We start from the raw sequence: 15,818 nt of genomic DNA, 5'->3' as shown, positions 1-15,818 counted from the left end.
CGAGCCGATGACGGCACACCCGAACATATCCCTTACGGTGCGGCAGTGTCCGCCGCGGGGGGCGCCGCAGCCCCCGAGAAACCGGGCCCACGGACATCCGCAGGCGCCCAGTCGCGTCCGCTGTCCCGACCGGTCACCCACCACTCGTGCACGAACAGCCGCAGCGGCCCGCGCACCCGTTCCTCGAAGCGCGTAGGCAGGGTGTACCCCTCGATCTCCGCGTACTCCAGGAAGGTCGTATCCACGTGGGCACCCTGGGTGGGGCCAAAGCCGTTCAGGGTGACATGCACGCGATAAAGTAGGTCGGTTGCGGGGTGGATCCACATCACCACCCGGTCTTCGTCCGCCTCGCCGAACCCGGGCTCAATGGTGGCCAGTACCCGGCGGTAGTTCACACCGCCCTCGCGCTGGTCCGCCAGCCGCTCCATGTCGGTCGCCCGGTGTTTGACGAAGCTCGGACCGTAGTGGAACAGCTCGCCGGCGTCCGTGGTCATCGCGCTGGCGCGAATCCGGTCGCGGTCCGAACTGCGCTCGCCATCGTAGTACAAGCGGAATTCGTCACCGTGGCGGAAGACGCTCTTGGTGCCCTCGGGACCGGTGTAGTGGACCGCATACAGATCATCGGCGGGGCGATAACGCTCTTCGCCCTGGCCACGGTAGTCGCCGTCGGCTACCAGCGGCTGGAGGCGCTGGATCACGCGCCCCCACTCGCCATCGGTCGCCTGATTCAGATCACCCGGGTATTCGCGCAGGTCCCCGCCGTGGGCCGCAAGCGTTCGCTGAAACAGGGCCTCCGCACTCAGTCCGTCGTCGAATTCCGGATCCGGACCGGGCTGCGGGAAGGTTCCCCCGCACCCAGCCAACAGCACCGCGAGTCCCAGCGACAGGACGGCCGCCAACACCCCTGCCCGTGTACGCTTATCCATTACCTGGCTCCTTGCACAATGAATCTGTACCGCCCTTTTACATTGCGTGCAACGGCGGTTGCCGTACCCTTCCGCAAGGGGTTCGTCATGTCATCCATCCCCGCCGCATACGCAGACGCCCTCCCGCCACGAAAAGTACGGATCACGCCGTGCGGGACGCAATCCGCGAGGTCGTCGCCACATCGAGTTCACCCCGCGTGGCCAGATCCTCGATACCAGCGTGCTCTTTCCCAAAACAGTAGGCCACTCCCGCGGAGAAATCATCGGCCAGCACCACCGGATGTCCTGCAGTGGCACCAGGTTCGGGGTCTGGTCCATCGCCTCCATCCCTCGTGATAACCAGTAGGGACTGATCCAGGCGCCCGCGACCGCTGGACCGGGCACCTTGAACGCGGCTCGGGGTCTGAAGATCGGATCGCATGCATTCGTGAGGCATCATGTCCTTCGCTCGCACACTCTGGCTTGCCGCCCTGCTCCTGTTCTCGGCGCCGGCCCTGACACAGGCCGAGGGACCCGAACAGGCGGTACTGGCCGGCGGTTGCTTCTGGTCCATGCAGGCACCCTTCGATGCGCTGGAAGGCGTGCTTGAAACCGAGCTTGGGTATACCGGGGGGCATACCCTTGATCCCGGGTACTGGCAGGTGGTCACTGGGCGCACCGGCCACGTCGAGGCCGTGCGTATCCTCTTCGACCCCGGGCGCATCGGCTTCAGCGAGATCCTGGAGGCCTTCTGGCGCAGTATTGACCCGCTGGATCCCCACGGGCAGTTCTGTGATCGCGGGCCCCACTATGGAACCGCCATCTTTCCGCAGGATGCCGCCCAGCGCGCCATCGCCGAAGCCTCACGGGCCGAGCTGAACCGCTCGGGCCGCTTCGACCAACCGGTGGTGACACGCATACGGGACGCTGCACCCTTCTATCGGGCCGAGGACGAACACCAGAACTACTACCGCAACCACCCGGACCGCTACGCCGACTACGTGACCCATTGCGGCCGGGAGGAGCGCCTGCAAGCGCTATGGGGCATACCGAACAGGTTGGGGCCACCATGGAAATGATTGGGTTTCCCGGGCCTAAAGTTCGGTTCAAGACCGCCGCTAACGCCCTGTGGCCGTGAAACTTCGGCTGCATGATCCCGGCGGCATGGCACCGGGTACCGACAGGCCCGGTGACGGGCCGTGAGACCCGACATCATGGCCCAGGTGATCAACACGAATCTCCTGTCGCTCAACGCCCAGCGCAACCTGCGGCTTTCCCAGCGCGCCCTGCAGGTGGCCCTGCAACGCCTGGCCTCCGGGCGCCGCATCAACTCGGCGCGCGACGATGCCGCCGGAATGGCCATCAGCGAACGCTTCACGACCCAGATTCGTGGCCTGAACCAGGCCATGCGCAATGCGCAGGACGGCATCGGGCTGGCCCGCACCGCCGAGGGCGGGCTGGGGTCCATGAGCGGCAACATCCAGCGCATCCGCGAGCTGGCCCTGCAGGCGGCCAACGGCACCCTGTCCGCCTCCGACCGCCAGGCCCTGAACCGCGAGGCCCGGCAGTTGCTGGCCGAGACCGACCGGGTGGTCACCCAGACCACCTTCAATGGACGCACCCTGCTCGATGGTAGCGCCCCCACCGCGTTCTTTCAGGTTGGCGCCAACGCCGGGCAGACCCTCGCCGTGGACCTCGGCGACGGCATGGGCACGCGCCAGCTCGGCGCGATCGCGACCAGCCGGTCGGGGGATCTGACGGCGCTGTTCGCCAGCGGTCCGTTCACGGTGGCGGGCGACTTCCGCATCCGCATCGGCGAGCGGCCGGAGATCGACGTCCCGGACGGGGATTACGACTCGGTCGCGGCCCTGGCCACCGCCATCAATCGCGAGCTCGGAGACCCAAGCCGCGCCTCCGCCACCTTCGATGGGCGCCTCGAAACCACGGCACGCGAGATCATCACCATAAGCGGCGACGCCGGTCTCAATGCCCTGGACATGCCCGCCACCCGCGCGGTCGAGGGCCACCTGGCCGGGATCGACCTAGGCACCGCACAGGGCGCCAGCGACGCACTCGCCCGACTCGACCAGGCCCTGGACCAGATCAGCGCCCGGCGCAGTCGTCTGGGCGCGGTGCAGAATCGCCTGGAGTCCACCATCGACAACCTGGGCATCGGCAGCGAGAACCTCCAGGCCGCGCGCAGCCGCATCCTGGATGCCGACTACGCCGCCGAGGTCGCCGCCCTGATCCGTGCCCAGATCCTCCAGCAGGCCGGAATCGCCATCCTCGCCCAGGCCAACCTGGCACCCCAGCTCGTCCTGCGCCTGCTCGCCTAGGGAGACGCGGATTGAATCCGCCTCTCCCTGGGTATCCCTTCTAAGCCGCGCACAACCCTTGCTTTCCTTCATGTTTTGACATAAATGAAAGCTGATGGCGAAGCTCAAAGATGAATGATGGCCCCTGGTTGCCACCTCCCACCCGGTAACGCAGGAAAGCCGCACAATCCGGGAACCGCCGATTTGATCGCGTCCGGCACGGAGGTCCACCATGCAGATCCTTTTATCGCCCCTCGTACTGATCCTAGTTCTCGCTCTACCTCTAACCCTGTCCGGCTGCGCTACCACCCATGCGACCACGCCGGAGGCACGAGCGTCCGAGGATGCGCTGTCCCACATCCTGTTCGACTACGATGCAGACGCCTTTACGGCCTACAACATGCGCCGCAACGGCCGCGTCGACATCACTTTTGCGCGGGATGTCCCGGATGGCCTGTACAGCGAAATGATGGATGACCTGCGTGCCCACCCGGACATCCGCGGGGTCCGTTCGGCGCGGACAGGACCCGCCTGCGGCCTGTTTTGACGCCCCACCACCGGCTTCGGCGAAGCGTCTCCTTTATCCGTTGCCGCCGGGCAAACCGGACCACAGCTCATCCAGGTCCGGGAACGGCCATGCCGTGGGGTCCTCGCGCCCGGCAATAGCCTCCTGAACGTGCGTCGCCGAGAGGTCCACGACCTTCGGGGGAATGCGGCACCCCGAGCTGGTTGAGTAAAAGATCTTCACGACCGGCTTGAGCAACGAACCCGCGGACTGGTCCACGACCACACCGATCCGCCCGGACTCCAGTCGCACCAGGGAACCCACGGGGTAAATACCCAGGCTCTTCACGAACGCCTGGAAAACGGTTGGATCGAAATGGCCTTGAGCCCACTCGGCCATCTTGCGAATGGAGTCGCCCGGGTCCCAGCCCGCCTTGTAAGGGCGATTCGACGTAATCGCGTCATAGACATCGCAGACCGCGCCCATCTTTGCGTACAGGGTAATCTGGTCCCCAACCAGCCCCTCGGGATACCCCGAACCATCCATCTTCTCGTGGTGATGCAGACAGACATCCAGGGTGACCGGGTAGAGATCTTCTTCGGCCGCCTGCAGGATGCGACGCCCCTCCGCCGGATGGCGCTTCATCACGGCAAACTCTTCGGGGGTGAGCTTGCCCGGCTTGTTGAGCACCTCCAGCGGCATCGCGGCCTTGCCGATGTCGTGCATCAGACCCGCCTCACCAGCCGCCAGGACCGCGTCGTCCTCAAGTCCCAGTTCGCGGCCCAGCGCCACCATCAGCGCGCATACCGCCACCGAATGCATGTAGGTGTAGTCGTCCGCGTTCTTCAGCCGCGCCAGGCTGACCAGCGCCCTGGAGTTGCGAGCCACCGAGTCCGTGATCTCCTCAACCACCTTGCGCGCCAGTTCCGTGTCCACGGCGCGGCCCATGCGCGCCTCCCCGAAGATCGAGGTCATCGCCTGCCGCGATTTCCGGCAAATGGTCGCCGCCCGATCCAGTTCCTCCCGCATGGACGCGGGCTCCCAATCGCGCCCGGCATCCGGGACCGACTGCAGCGACGCCTGCACCTCGGCATCCCGCTCCGCCGGCGTCATGGCGGCCTCCGCACCCTCCACGTCCCGCCCCCTGGTGGTGTCGATCCAGACCTCGCGGATACTGCTTTCGCGCAGGGTCGCGAGGTCCTTCGCATCGTCCAGCAGGAAGCGCGTGCGCCAGAAGGGATGCTCCATCCACGAGCTACAAAGTTCCCGGATGTACATTCCCTCGACGACATATTCCAACTTGATCTTCTTCAGCATTCGGGGCCCAGGCTTGCAATGGCAGGCCGGGGCTGTGCCCCGGGCGGCGGATTATCATCCCGATCTCGATTGCCCACAACTCAGATCTAACACCGCCTAACGAGAGTCCTTTCTTGCCACCTGGGCATCGCGAGGAGGGGGCATGAAAAGCCAGATCATCGAAGGCGAGGGCCCGCCTTTTATATGCATCAGGAACGACCCCGCAGCGTTCCTGGGGGTACCGATTTTCCAGATCCGCGCTGCCGATCTGCAGAACGGTGTTCTGACTCACATGTACTACACTCGGGATACAGGCGGTCGCTTGGACGACTGGACATGCCACCCTGAAGCCGTGCCGCCTTGTCGCACAGCCCAAGGTGTAGTAACCGGCCCGGGATTGGCCAAAGGAAGAGCGCGATGTCCAGGTTTCCCTCGGCCCTGCCCTCCACCGGTGGCATCCGCTACACCGACTACCTCGCCCGCACCACACTCCGTGCCTGGGTGGGCATGTCATTCGTGGGCGCTAGTCTGCTGATCCTCGGCGGGCTCGCCCTGTCCTGGCTGATCGTCTACACCGCGGGTGGCGCCGACAGTATCGTCCCGCACTTTTATTACGTGCCCATCCTGTTCGCCGCGGCGCGCTTCGGCGCGGGCGCCGCCCTGGTCGTGGCCCTGGTGGCCGGCGTGCTGGCCGGACCCATGACGCCGGTGGATGTCACCGCCGGCATCGCGCAGGAGACCGAACGCTGGCTAACCCGTACTGGATTCTTCGTCGGCATCGGCCAGCTGATGGCCTGGCTGGTCATCCCCGCGCTGCACCCGGTCACCGAGGAACTGCGGCGCATGCGCCAGGAGTTCGATATCCGGCGCGGGCTGCGGCACAACGAATTTTTCCTGCGCTACCAACCGATTTACTCCCTGGCGCAGGAGCGCCATGTCGGCGTCGAGGCGTTGATCCGCTGGCAACACCCCATCCGCGGAGAACTATCCCCGGCGGAGTTTCTGGACGTGGCGGAGGATTCCACGTTAATTCATGACATCTGCGATCTGGCCCTGGACGAGGGCTGCCGCCAGGCCGGTGCGTGGAACGCCCTGGCCGCCGAACACGGCCGCCCCGCATGGTACGTGGCAATCAACCTCTCGGCGCACGACATCGTCCGCCCCGAAATGGCGGCCCATGTCGCGGCCGCGCTGGATCGCCATCGGCTACCGCCGGAGTTGCTGCACATCGAACTGACTGAGACAGTGCTGGCGATGGACGCGGCCACCGATGCCCTGAAGCAGCTCAAGTCACTCGGCATCCAGCTCGCCATCGACGACTTCGGCACGGGTTATTCCTCGCTGGCCTACCTCAACCGATTCCCCATCGACATCCTCAAGATCGACCGCCAGCTGATCTCCGGACTCGGGATCGATCCGTCCGCCCACGACCTCTCGCGCGGCATGGTCCTGCTGGCCGAGTCGCTGGGCCTGCGAACCATCGCCGAGGGCGTGGAGACGAAGGAACAACTGGCAATCGGCCGCGAACTAAAATTCGATTGCATCCAGGGCTACTACTTCGCCCGTCCGTTACGGGCCGAAGAGATCCCATCCCTGCTGCTTTCCGACACGCCGCACACCGGCCATCTGCACGCGGTGCGCTACTGACCGAAATAGTCGCGCAGGAGCTGGGTCGTGCGGGCAGCCGGATCCTCGCGGATGCGACGCTCCTCGTCCGCGAGGATGGTAAACAGGCCATCCAGGGCTTGATCGGTCACGTAGCGATCCAGATCGACGTCCAGCCCCGACAGGCCCGGAATGCGGCCCGCCGCGTCGCGCAGCGGCTGGTACACCCGATAGACGTCGGCCCGCTCCATCTGCTCCTGCACAATCGGCATGTAGCGCTCGCGCAGGGTGGACTCCGACGCATCGCGCAGATACTGCGTGGCGGCATCATCGGCCCCGCGCAGCACCCCATACACATCCTCCGGCCGCATCCCGCGGATGGCGCTGACAAACACCGGAACGGCCTCCTGCGCTGCGGACTCCGCCGCACGATTCATCCGCCGCTCCAGATCGTCCACCTCGCTGGCGAACCCGACGCGCCGCAGCGTATCGCCGGCCTGCTCCAGCTCCGGCGGAAGACCGATGCGGATCAACGCGTTGCCCCAGTAGCCATCCTCGCGGCCGGTCCGCTCCACCGTGCGCTCGGTGCCCACCCGCAGGGCCTCGCGGATCGCCTCCTCGGCACGATCACCACCACCCCCGTCGAGGCCGAAGTCGCGGACATCCAGCCCGGCGCACGCGGTCAGCAAGAGGGGGACCAGAAGCCAGGGGAGCAGGTACGCGCGTCGCATGTCGAAACTTCCATGAGGGACTTCCCGCCATGATACACAGGGCATCCAATCGCCCGTGCCGGGCCCTACTTGCCGTAGCGCTCGGCTTGTCCGATGGTGATCGTCCATGAATGCCAGCCGTCCCGATTCGAACCGGCGCCGCCGGCGCCTCGGCGCCTTCCTGATCCTGGTGGGCGTGCCGCTGCTCGCCCTGGCCATCTGGGTCGGCTGGGCCGAGCAGAACCCGGAACAGGAGCGCGAGCTGCGCGTCGAAGTCCAGGACCGCCTGCACGAATGGTTCCCCGAGACCATGGAGCTGCCCGACGATCTGCGAGGCTTCCAGCCGCGTTCGGACCGGTTCAACGACGAGCGCCCGCCGGACGTTCTGCTGCTGCACGGACTGGACGAGCCCGGCGATATCTGGGACGCCCTTGCGCCCGCGCTGGACGACGCCGGAATCAATGGCTGGGAATTCCGCTATCCCAACGACCAGGCCATCGACCACAGTGCGGACCTGCTGGCGGAACACTGGGCGCAGCTCGAAGGCGACGACCCGCTGATCCTGATTGGCCACAGCATGGGGGGTCTGGTGATCCGCGATTTCGTGACGCGCTACCGGCATCCGGAGGATGCGACTCCGCGTGTCGGGGGGCGACCCGTCGCCGGCGTGATCCTGGTGGCCACCCCCAATCATGGCTCCGAGTGGGCCCGGCTGCGGGTCTGGCTGGAGGTACGCGAGTGGCTGGCCGACATCCAGCAGCAGCGCTTCTCGCTGTTTGCCGGCCTGCGCGACGGCACCGGCGCGGCCAAGATCGACCTGCGCCCGGGCAGCCACTTCCTGGCCGAACTCAACGCACGCCCCTGGCCGGACGACATACCGGTCCGCATCATCGGCGGAAAACTGCCCGAACCCACGCCCGCCATGCGCGAGAGTCTCGCCGCGCTGGACGAACAGATCGACCTCGAGGCGGTGGCCGGGCGCATCAGCGAATGGTGGGAGCAGACCGACGACGAACTGGGCGACGGCGTGGTGCCGGTCGAATCCCTGCACCTGGACGGTCATCCGGACCCGCTGATCCTCGAGGCCTCGCATCGTGGGCTGCTGGTACCCGGCCCGCTGACGGACGATCCGCCCGCCATCGACCCTATCCTCGACATCCTCGAACGCTGGAACGCCGCGCCGGGAGACTGAACACCCGGCTCGGGTCCGGCCCGCGCCGCTATCCGCCGCGCTCGACCAGCTCCACACGGCGGTTCTGGGCTCGCCCTGCCTCCGTGCGGTTGGTAGTGACCGGCGCCATCATCCCGGCCCCGGCGGCCTGGAGCCGGCTGCCTGCGATACCGTGCCCGTCGCGCAGCCAGTTCACCACGGACTGCGCGCGCTCCAGGGACAGCGACACGTTGTAGTCAAAGTCACCGGTGTTGTCGGTATGCCCGACCACCAGCAGCTCCATGGATGACTGCTCGTTCATCAGGTCCGCGATCGTCGCCAGCGCCTCGGCGGATTCCGGCAGGATCGCCGCGCTGTTCACCTCGAACAGGATGTCCTGCACCGCCACGCGGCCGTCCTCGATCAGGCCGATCTCCATCTCGCCGGCGGTCAGCGGCTGGTGATCCATGGTCGTATCCATGTCCTCCGCGGTCACGATCGCTTTGGAGACCGCCGGCCCGTCGACCCGACGGGCGTTAAACACGGCAATCCCCGCCAGCACATCCCCGGCCTCGGAGCGCGCCGCGATGTAGCGCACCTGACGATCCCGGTTGGCTACCCGGCAGCAATCGCGCGCCCCGCGCTCGAACAGGCCGGATTCCCGGAAAAAGGTCCGTCCCGCCCCGCCCGAGAGCTCCTCCTCGGAGCCGGTGAACAGGATCTCGAAACCGCGTGCCTCCAACGCCTGCAGGTAGCTGCGCTTCACCCGCAGCGTGGTTACGCTGGGGTCCTCGAAGTTGTAGCTCAGCCGCAGGACCTCGCCCTCCAGCCGTTCGACCGACTCGAACCCATCCCCGTCCCACGGCCCGGTGGGCACCGCGAGCCGGTCAAAGTCGCTCTGGTCCTGGTACACGATGTACGAACCCGCCACCCGCGGCACATCCGGGTGATCCCCAGCCCCGTCGATGTCGGCCGCGCCCGCGCTGCCCACCCCCATCAGCCCCGCGACGACCCAGCCCGCAACCGCCGTGTTCGCACGCTTCCCCATGTAATTCCCCCTGTCCATACCCAAGATACGGCCCTACGGATACCCCAGCCGCAAGGCACCCTGCAACCCCGAAGCCGTCGCCCCGACCGACCGCCGCGGAACATCGACGGGAATCCCGGCTCTCAAGGGCATGGACATCCCCCTGCTCGTCATCGGCGCCCTGCTGGTCGCCAGCCTGACCGCCTTCTTCTCCGGCGTGCTGCCCTATCCCATCGGCTGGATCATTCTGGGCATCGCCTTCATCGCGCGGCTGCTCTACCTGCGCGGGCGCTGAACGACCGGTCGTCACCGGTGTACGGACGTTGTATCGTCAAGACTCCGCGCAAGCCCGGGACTGCACCCGCATGACTGCCAACCGACTCATCGGCATCTACACCGGCCGCGTGGCCACGGACTTCGCCAATGGCCGCGCCAGCGCCATCGACAAGCAGCCGGTGGCCGGCGCGGTGACGGTAGAGTGCCTTGGCCTGGCGGGTGACGAACAGGCGGACCCGGAAAACCACGGCGGCGCGGAGCGCGCCCTGCTCCACTACAGCCTCGATCGGTACGCCGGGTGGCAGGAACAGTACCCGGATCGCGCCACCCGCTTCGTGCCCCCCGGCTTCGGCGAAAACCTGGCCAGCCACGGCATGGACGAACACAGCGTGCACATCGGCGACATCTATCGCATCGGTACCGCCCGGGTGCAGGTCAGCCAGCCCCGCACCCCGTGCTGGAAGCTCGACGCCCGCTTCGACATCCCGGGCCTCGCGCGCGAGGTCCAGGAAACCGGGCGCTGCGGCTGGTTCTACCGCGTGCTGGAGCCCGGCACCCTCACCGCGGGCGACACGATCGAACGGCTCGAACGCCAGCCCGAAAGCCTCAGCATCGCGGCCGCAATGGCCGCGGTCTACCGGCGCCCGAACCGCCAGCACCTGCAGCTACTCGCCGATTGCGAAACCCTGGCTCCCAACTGGCGCGAGAAGGCCCGGAGAAAGCTGCGCCGCGCACCCGATGCCAGCAGCCAGCAGAGCCTCACCGGTGAACCGCCCTCCAAATAACGCGTGCCACGCACTGGCCCACGATGGCTCCCACCATCAGCCCATGACCAGGTTCACCAGGGGGAACAGTCCGAACCAGAGCACATAGCCCAGGGATGCCGCCATTAATCCATCGATGCGCCCCCTGGGGTCTTCGCGGTGCAGCGCACGCCACAGGAGCCAGACCAGCCAGGCGGCATACGGGACCACCACATACCCGATCCCGGCATAGGCCCCCTGCGCCCATCCCAGCGCATCGAACGACGCGCCGCTGGCGGCCGCCAGGATGGTGAACGACAACGCCACCCAAAGCGCACCGTCGTTCCCCAGGCGCACGGCCAGGGTGCCCTTGCCCACCGCGGCGTCCGCCTCGCGGTCGGGAATCCCGGATAGCGTGATCGACGGCACAATCGCCAGGAACAGCGGCAGGCTCAACAGCCAGGGCAAGGACGCGGTCCAGTCGCCCGCCAGAAACACATAGCCACACAGCAGCACGCCCAGGCTGTGCGTCAGCGCGACATCGAGCTCGCCCAGCCCCCGAGAGCTAAGCTTCAGCGGCGCCGCCGTGTAGCCGATCGCCAGGATCGCGAGGACGGCCATCACCGTCAGGATCGGCCCCGAATCTCCGGGTGCGGTCGCCAGCAATGCCACGAACGCGAGGGCGAAGCCCACCAGCGCGCCGGCAATCCCCACGCCCAGCTCGCGCGCGGACAACAGCCCCTCCACCAGCACGCGCGACCCACCGGTAAAGGGACCATAGAACCGGTTTTGCCGGTCCGAGCCAAAGTCCACGCGTTCGTTCACCAGCACCGTGGCCACTTCCAGTAGAAACAGGCACAGGTACCCGAGCCAGAACACCGGATTGCCGAACACCCCACCCGCCGGGGCGGCCACCAGCGCCCCCACCGCGTAGGCCACAAAGGTCATCGGATAGAACTGCAAGCGCAACGCCTGGAGCCAGGCACCGGCCTTGTGCGCAAGCCACTCGCCCGCACTTTCGCGCCCCTTGGCCAGACGCAGCCCTTCCTGGCGTGCGCGCTGCAACCAGGCTTTGCGCTGGGCCTCGTCGCTATGGCGCACCGAACCGAACATCAACGAGCGCACCGGCCGGACCCCACAGAACCCCAGCGTGGCGCGCGCCATCGCATTGGCACCTGGCTGGCGATACACCAGCCGGTGGATTAGCGGCGGCGTATCCATGGTCGTGATCAGTTGCGCCGAGCGGCCCTGCAGCAACCCTTCGTACCCGGTACCGCCCTCGCAGGAGCGAAAGGCGAATTCCGGCGTCATGATCCGGTCCAGAAAACCCTTGAGCAGCGCCGGCATGGTGCCCCACCAGGTGGGATAGACAAACACCAGATGATCAGCCCACTCGACGAGGCCGCGTGCGGCCTCCAGATCCTTTTCGAGTGGCTGCTGATTGGGCGAAGGGGTGTGGACGTGCGGATCAAACTCCAGGCTCGCCAGATTCAGGGACTGCACCTCGGTCCCGGCCGCGCGCGCCCCTTCGCTGTAGGCTTCGGCCAGCGCCCCGCACAGGCTATCGGTGCGCGGGTGGCCGAGGATGACGAGCACCTTCAAGCGGGGTCACTCCATGCGGTCGTCATACCTTCGTTCTCCAGCCCGCCACGGTGACAACCACCGACGTCATGGGTACCGCAAGCCAGGCCCTGCCCGCGAATCGGATTCCACCCTGCCGACGACGTATCCCTGCATGACGAAACCCTCCGCACCGCGCTACTCATTCATACCCACGACCCCACACAAGTCCTCCGTCCGCGCCGACCGGCCGTTTTAGCGCCGATCCCGCGAGTCGAGGAATTCGTCCACCACAGCGGCTCCACCCAGAAAATAGCCCGCGCCGGAGAGGCTTGCTACCGATCCGTCATACGCAGAAGCGCCGTTCCGTTAAAGAGTTCACAAGAAGCGGTCGCGGCGAACTGCGTCTGCGGGTGGCTCAGCGACGCGGGTTACGGATTCCGAGCGCATCGGTATCCCGTTGCGGTGCGGACGGCCGGCGCAGTTCTGCGACGATCATACGGAGCGATACGGCAAACAGAACCGCCCCCAGCACCAGCATGCCGTCGACCAGCCAGCCATTCGCCAGAAACGGAAAGATCGGACCGTCATTATCCCCGAGCTTCTCGGCCAGTCCCAATCCCAGCAGGAGCGACCCCGGCGTCTGCACCATCGCCGCACGGCGGAAGGGGTGCATCCGCGCAGTCGACCGCTGTGCCGCGGCCACCGCGGACTCCTGGACGGCATCCGGCGCGGCCGATCTGGCCGCCTCCGGCGGCGGTGACCCCGGCGCGATGCCCCTCTCAGCAGGGTCCTCGGGGACCCCTGCAGGGTGGCGATAGGCAAACACCCACCACATCAACAACGGGCTGCCAAGGAACGCGAACAGCACCAGCCCGAAAGCCCCCGCCCCGGATGGCTCGCCACCGTTCAGCGCATGCGCGAGCAATACCGTGGCAAAGGGCAGCGCCAAGGTCGCGAAGGCATACAACACCCGCACGCCAAGCGCGGCGCGCCGTCGCGACAACAGCATCACCAATGCGGCCAGTACCGCGAAACTGTATACAACCAGAAGAATCATGAACGCCTCCCTGCGTCATGTGATTGGAACGGTCCGTCGCTGCGGGGCCTGGCGACCCCGCCTGCCGATCCTACCGTCCTGGACCATCCGTTGCTCGTGACCGCCCCCTGCGCCTTGCCGGCCTGACCGCATTCTTCGCAGGCGTACTGTCCTGTCTCACCGAGCCGATCAGCCCGCGTCGTCCAGGCCGGGAAACTCGAGTTCGTAGCGCAGCTCTTCCTCTGGCTGCCGGATGAAGTTCCCCTGAACCAGGTCGATCTGGGCCTGCCACAACAAGGCCAGACCATCGGCATCCTCCACATAGCTGGCCATGGTGTAGGCACCGACCTCCTTGGCCTGACCCAGGAGGCCGTTGAGCCGTAACGAAGGCGTGGCGGAGTAATGCAGCCCCACGGTGAGTTCCCGCGCGATCTTGACGTAGTCGGGCCGCATTTCGGCAAGCATCCGGCGCGTATCGGCATCGGTACTGGCGCCAAAGTGTTCCAGGGCGATGCGGATCTCCAAATCCCGAAGCGCATCGCCGAAGGCCGAGAGCTGATCCACACGGCCCAGCACATCGCCCTCGCGGAGTTGCAGAACCAGGCTTCCCGGCCATACCGGGTGCACGGCAAGTTGTTTGCCCAGCCAGGGCAAAAAGCTCGAATCGCCGAGCGAGCCGCGGGACATCTTCACAAACAGCCGCGACTGCGGATGGCTCACGGTTCGGGCATTGAGGATGCCAAGGGCATTACTGATGACCCAGCGATCGAGATGCCGGTCGAGCTCGAGCCGTTCCGCCATCTCGACGAACTGTCCCGGCAACAGGATCTTGCCATTCGGCTCGCGGATTCTCAGCAGCACCTCGTGACGCTCGATCTGATCGGACCCACTGATATTCGCGATCGGCTGAAACACCGGGAACAGTCGCTTTTCCTTGATGGCATGGGCAATGGTGCGCCGCCAGTGATTGCGCTCTTCGACCTCCAGATTCGGCGTCAGCAACTCCGGATCCAGTTGCACCCGGTTGCCGCCGCTGTCGCGGGCCTCGCTACAAAGCGCGATGGCACGGTCCAGAGCCTTGAGCGGACGTTCCCACATCACCTGTCCGACACCGATGCTGGCCGCAACGGTTCCACCGGGGAGACCGGACACAGCGGCACCGGCAGTCTGCTCATGCACGCGTTGCGCGAGTTCGACGATCTCCTTCACGTCCTTGCGTTGGGCAATCGCAATCAAGCACGCCTCACCATGGCTCACCACCAGATCACCCGGGGCCATGGCCTCGCGAATCCGGCGCACGAACTGGTTTCGAGTCTGCTGGTAGTCGATCGGACCGAGGCGGGCGAGGAGTATCCCCGGGTCATCGAACGCCCACTGCAGGACCACCGCGGCCCCCTGCGCAGGATCAAGGCCGTCGAGATGGCATAACACGAGACGCTCGAACTCCAGGGGATGCACCAGTGTCGGCGCACGACCAAGCTCGGCCTGGCCGTGCGCCCGCGACCGAATACGGCGGTGCCATGCAGCCCGCGCACGAACCCGGCAGACGATGTCCGCATCGGTACTGGCGGGCGGCAGGTAGTCGATCATCCCATTGCCGGGCGAGCCATCCGGTGCCCCCGGCACACCCAAAGCCAACAGGGGGATATCCAGAGACATGTCGTGGGGCAACAGCAGGCGGCCGATCTCCTCCGCGGTGACCCCCGGCAAAGACCCGGCGATCACTACCGCCTCTGGCCGACCATCCGCCACTCGATCAACCACCTCCAGGGGGTCCACGCTGATACCTACCTCCAGCCCGGCCTGCCGCAACATGGACGCCGGCTCCTCGACAGACCCGGCGTCCGCGCCGAGCATCAGCACCCGGTAAGGGGTCAGGAAGTCGTCCTGCACCAGCCCGCGTATGGCGCCCACCAAGTCCAGGTCCGTCACGGGCCGCTTCAACAGGGCATCGGCACCGGCGCGGAGCACATGCAGCTCGGCCTGTCCTGCTGCTCCTCCGCTGACTGGCGCCAGGATGACCAGCGGCACGCCCGGCAGCGAACCGTCACGCAGATGGACAAGCCGCGACAGTTCGGCGTCATCCATCGCCGCCAGTTCGGCGATCATCACGTCGGGTGGGGTCGCGTCGCCCGGATGCGGCAGGGCTGCCTCGTCGGCGCACGCAATAACCGCATAGCCGTGTATTCCCAGCAGCAAGGCGGTCTCGTTCTCCGGCGAAGCATCCGCCCCGAACAGGCATACCAGAGGCCGCTGGAGCGTCGGGGCCGGCGCGGCCGTCTCGGCGTCGTACGCGGCGAGCGGCACTTCGCCCCGCACACTTTCACGCAGCCGCAGAACCAGGGCTCCAATGGTCTCGAGATCGGCCGGGTTGGGACGCACCGTGGTGGCCGCATACTGCGCCAGACGCTCATCAATCCGGCGAGCGGTGGTGAAGGAGTCATCCATTGCCGAGCCGGTCAGACCACTCACCAAAGCCCGCGTTATGCCCCGGACATCCATCACGTCCTGTGGCCGGAACCCGCGCTGGCGCACGATATACCAGCGGTCCCTGAGGTCATCGACCACCTTCGGAAGTTTCTTCAAGAAGTCCGTATCAAGGGCATCCGAGGCGCCCCCGGATGACTGGGTTTCGGAGTTCTGCATCATGTAGACCCGGACGTGAGCAATTCAGCTTCACTATAGAC

General features: G+C 66.4%; 14 protein-coding genes and 1 pseudogene. 8 read left to right on the top strand and 7 right to left on the bottom strand.

Annotated features, from left to right (window positions below; genetic code table 11):
- Nucleotides 1–32: 32 nt before the first annotated feature.
- Nucleotides 33–926: a hypothetical protein gene (locus tag F622_RS0108335; RefSeq protein WP_019571689.1), complete on the bottom strand. Its 894-nt coding sequence runs from the start codon at nt 924–926 to the stop codon at nt 33–35.
- 92 nt (nt 927–1,018) lie between these two features.
- On the opposite strand from F622_RS0108335, the pseudogene F622_RS14300 reads away from it, so the two are divergent.
- The 4 genes and pseudogenes from F622_RS14300 to F622_RS0108315 all read left to right on the top strand — a co-directional run.
- Nucleotides 1,019–1,218 (top strand): annotated as a pseudogene (locus F622_RS14300) (hypothetical protein); the annotation flags it as partial.
- Between the two features lie 145 nt (nt 1,219–1,363).
- Nucleotides 1,364–1,984 (top strand): peptide-methionine (S)-S-oxide reductase MsrA, encoded by a 621-nt coding sequence (msrA, locus tag F622_RS0108325; RefSeq protein ID WP_019571688.1) that lies wholly within the window; start codon nt 1,364–1,366, stop codon nt 1,982–1,984.
- 135 nt (nt 1,985–2,119) lie between these two features.
- Nucleotides 2,120–3,241, top strand: coding sequence for a flagellin (locus F622_RS0108320; protein WP_019571687.1), 1,122 nt, complete (start codon nt 2,120–2,122; stop codon nt 3,239–3,241).
- 211 nt (nt 3,242–3,452) lie between these two features.
- Nucleotides 3,453–3,767 carry a hypothetical protein gene (locus F622_RS0108315; protein WP_019571686.1) on the top strand — a complete coding sequence of 105 codons (315 nt, stop codon included), beginning with the start codon at nt 3,453–3,455 and terminating at the stop codon, nt 3,765–3,767.
- A 33-nt stretch (nt 3,768–3,800) separates the two neighbouring features.
- Here F622_RS0108315 and F622_RS0108310 read toward each other — a convergent pair whose 3' ends face one another.
- Entirely contained in the window at nt 3,801–5,042 is a 1,242-nt protein-coding gene (locus tag F622_RS0108310) for an HD-GYP domain-containing protein (protein WP_019571685.1), read from the bottom strand.
- Between the two features lie 396 nt (nt 5,043–5,438).
- Between F622_RS0108310 and F622_RS0108305 the strand changes: the two genes are divergently transcribed.
- Nucleotides 5,439–6,668, top strand: coding sequence for a bifunctional diguanylate cyclase/phosphodiesterase (locus F622_RS0108305; RefSeq protein WP_019571684.1), 1,230 nt, complete (start codon nt 5,439–5,441; stop codon nt 6,666–6,668).
- Here the strand turns inward: F622_RS0108305 and F622_RS0108300 are convergent.
- Nucleotides 6,662–7,357, bottom strand: coding sequence for a DUF4197 domain-containing protein (locus F622_RS0108300; RefSeq protein ID WP_019571683.1), 696 nt, complete (start codon nt 7,355–7,357; stop codon nt 6,662–6,664). The two genes, F622_RS0108305 and F622_RS0108300, sit on opposite strands and share 7 nt — an antisense overlap.
- Before the next feature lie 106 nt (nt 7,358–7,463).
- Between F622_RS0108300 and F622_RS0108295 the strand changes: the two genes are divergently transcribed.
- Complete coding sequence (locus F622_RS0108295) at nt 7,464–8,528, top strand: alpha/beta fold hydrolase (RefSeq protein ID WP_019571682.1); 1,065 nt, start codon at nt 7,464–7,466, stop codon at nt 8,526–8,528.
- A gap of 28 nt (nt 8,529–8,556) precedes the next feature.
- Here the strand turns inward: F622_RS0108295 and F622_RS0108290 are convergent, their stop codons facing one another.
- Complete coding sequence (locus F622_RS0108290) at nt 8,557–9,534, bottom strand: OmpA family protein (protein ID WP_019562981.1); 978 nt, start codon at nt 9,532–9,534, stop codon at nt 8,557–8,559.
- Nucleotides 9,535–9,664: 130 nt separating this feature from the next.
- Between F622_RS0108290 and F622_RS14125 the strand changes: the two genes are divergently transcribed.
- Nucleotides 9,665–9,808, top strand: a complete 144-nt coding sequence (locus F622_RS14125; protein WP_018175713.1) for a hypothetical protein — start codon at nt 9,665–9,667, stop codon at nt 9,806–9,808.
- A 70-nt stretch (nt 9,809–9,878) separates the two neighbouring features.
- Nucleotides 9,879–10,574 carry an MOSC domain-containing protein gene (locus F622_RS0108280; RefSeq protein ID WP_019571681.1) on the top strand — a complete coding sequence of 232 codons (696 nt, stop codon included), beginning with the start codon at nt 9,879–9,881 and terminating at the stop codon, nt 10,572–10,574.
- A gap of 36 nt (nt 10,575–10,610) precedes the next feature.
- On the opposite strand, the gene F622_RS0108275 is transcribed toward F622_RS0108280, so the two are convergent.
- The 3 genes from F622_RS0108275 to F622_RS0108265 form a co-directional block, all read right to left on the bottom strand.
- Nucleotides 10,611–12,134: an NAD(P)H-dependent oxidoreductase gene (locus F622_RS0108275; protein ID WP_019571680.1), complete on the bottom strand. Its 1,524-nt coding sequence runs from the start codon at nt 12,132–12,134 to the stop codon at nt 10,611–10,613.
- A 376-nt stretch (nt 12,135–12,510) separates the two neighbouring features.
- Nucleotides 12,511–13,152, bottom strand: a complete 642-nt coding sequence (locus F622_RS0108270; protein WP_019571679.1) for a hypothetical protein — start codon at nt 13,150–13,152, stop codon at nt 12,511–12,513.
- Nucleotides 13,153–13,320: 168 nt separating this feature from the next.
- On the bottom strand, nt 13,321–15,780 hold the full coding sequence (locus tag F622_RS0108265) for an EAL domain-containing protein (RefSeq protein ID WP_019571678.1): 2,460 nt from the start codon (nt 15,778–15,780) through the stop codon (nt 13,321–13,323).
- Nucleotides 15,781–15,818: the final 38 nt, after the last annotated feature.

Source organism: Thioalkalivibrio sp. ALMg3 (genome assembly GCF_000381225.1).
In the GTDB taxonomy this organism is placed as follows: Bacteria; Pseudomonadota; Gammaproteobacteria; order Ectothiorhodospirales; family Ectothiorhodospiraceae; genus Thioalkalivibrio; species Thioalkalivibrio versutus.
The sequence above is the reverse complement of the archived record's forward strand: the minus strand, read 5'-3'. Positions and strand labels throughout refer to the sequence as shown.

Excerpts from the sequence above, each read along its gene's own strand:
- F622_RS0108335 (WP_019571689.1), bottom strand. The coding sequence starts at position 926 with ATGGATAAGCGTACACGGGCAGGGGTGTTGGCGGCCGTCCTGTCGCTG.
- msrA (WP_019571688.1), top strand. The coding sequence starts at position 1,364 with ATGTCCTTCGCTCGCACACTCTGGCTTGCCGCCCTGCTCCTGTTCTCG.
- F622_RS0108320 (WP_019571687.1), top strand. The coding sequence starts at position 2,120 with ATGGCCCAGGTGATCAACACGAATCTCCTGTCGCTCAACGCCCAGCGC.
- F622_RS0108315 (WP_019571686.1), top strand. The coding sequence starts at position 3,453 with ATGCAGATCCTTTTATCGCCCCTCGTACTGATCCTAGTTCTCGCTCTA.
- F622_RS0108310 (WP_019571685.1), bottom strand. The coding sequence starts at position 5,042 with ATGCTGAAGAAGATCAAGTTGGAATATGTCGTCGAGGGAATGTACATC.
- F622_RS0108305 (WP_019571684.1), top strand. The coding sequence starts at position 5,439 with ATGTCCAGGTTTCCCTCGGCCCTGCCCTCCACCGGTGGCATCCGCTAC.
- F622_RS0108300 (WP_019571683.1), bottom strand. The coding sequence starts at position 7,357 with ATGCGACGCGCGTACCTGCTCCCCTGGCTTCTGGTCCCCCTCTTGCTG.
- F622_RS0108295 (WP_019571682.1), top strand. The coding sequence starts at position 7,464 with ATGAATGCCAGCCGTCCCGATTCGAACCGGCGCCGCCGGCGCCTCGGC.
- F622_RS0108290 (WP_019562981.1), bottom strand. The coding sequence starts at position 9,534 with ATGGGGAAGCGTGCGAACACGGCGGTTGCGGGCTGGGTCGTCGCGGGG.
- F622_RS14125 (WP_018175713.1), top strand. The coding sequence starts at position 9,665 with ATGGACATCCCCCTGCTCGTCATCGGCGCCCTGCTGGTCGCCAGCCTG.
- F622_RS0108280 (WP_019571681.1), top strand. The coding sequence starts at position 9,879 with ATGACTGCCAACCGACTCATCGGCATCTACACCGGCCGCGTGGCCACG.
- F622_RS0108270 (WP_019571679.1), bottom strand. The coding sequence starts at position 13,152 with ATGATTCTTCTGGTTGTATACAGTTTCGCGGTACTGGCCGCATTGGTG.
- F622_RS0108265 (WP_019571678.1), bottom strand. The coding sequence starts at position 15,780 with ATGATGCAGAACTCCGAAACCCAGTCATCCGGGGGCGCCTCGGATGCC.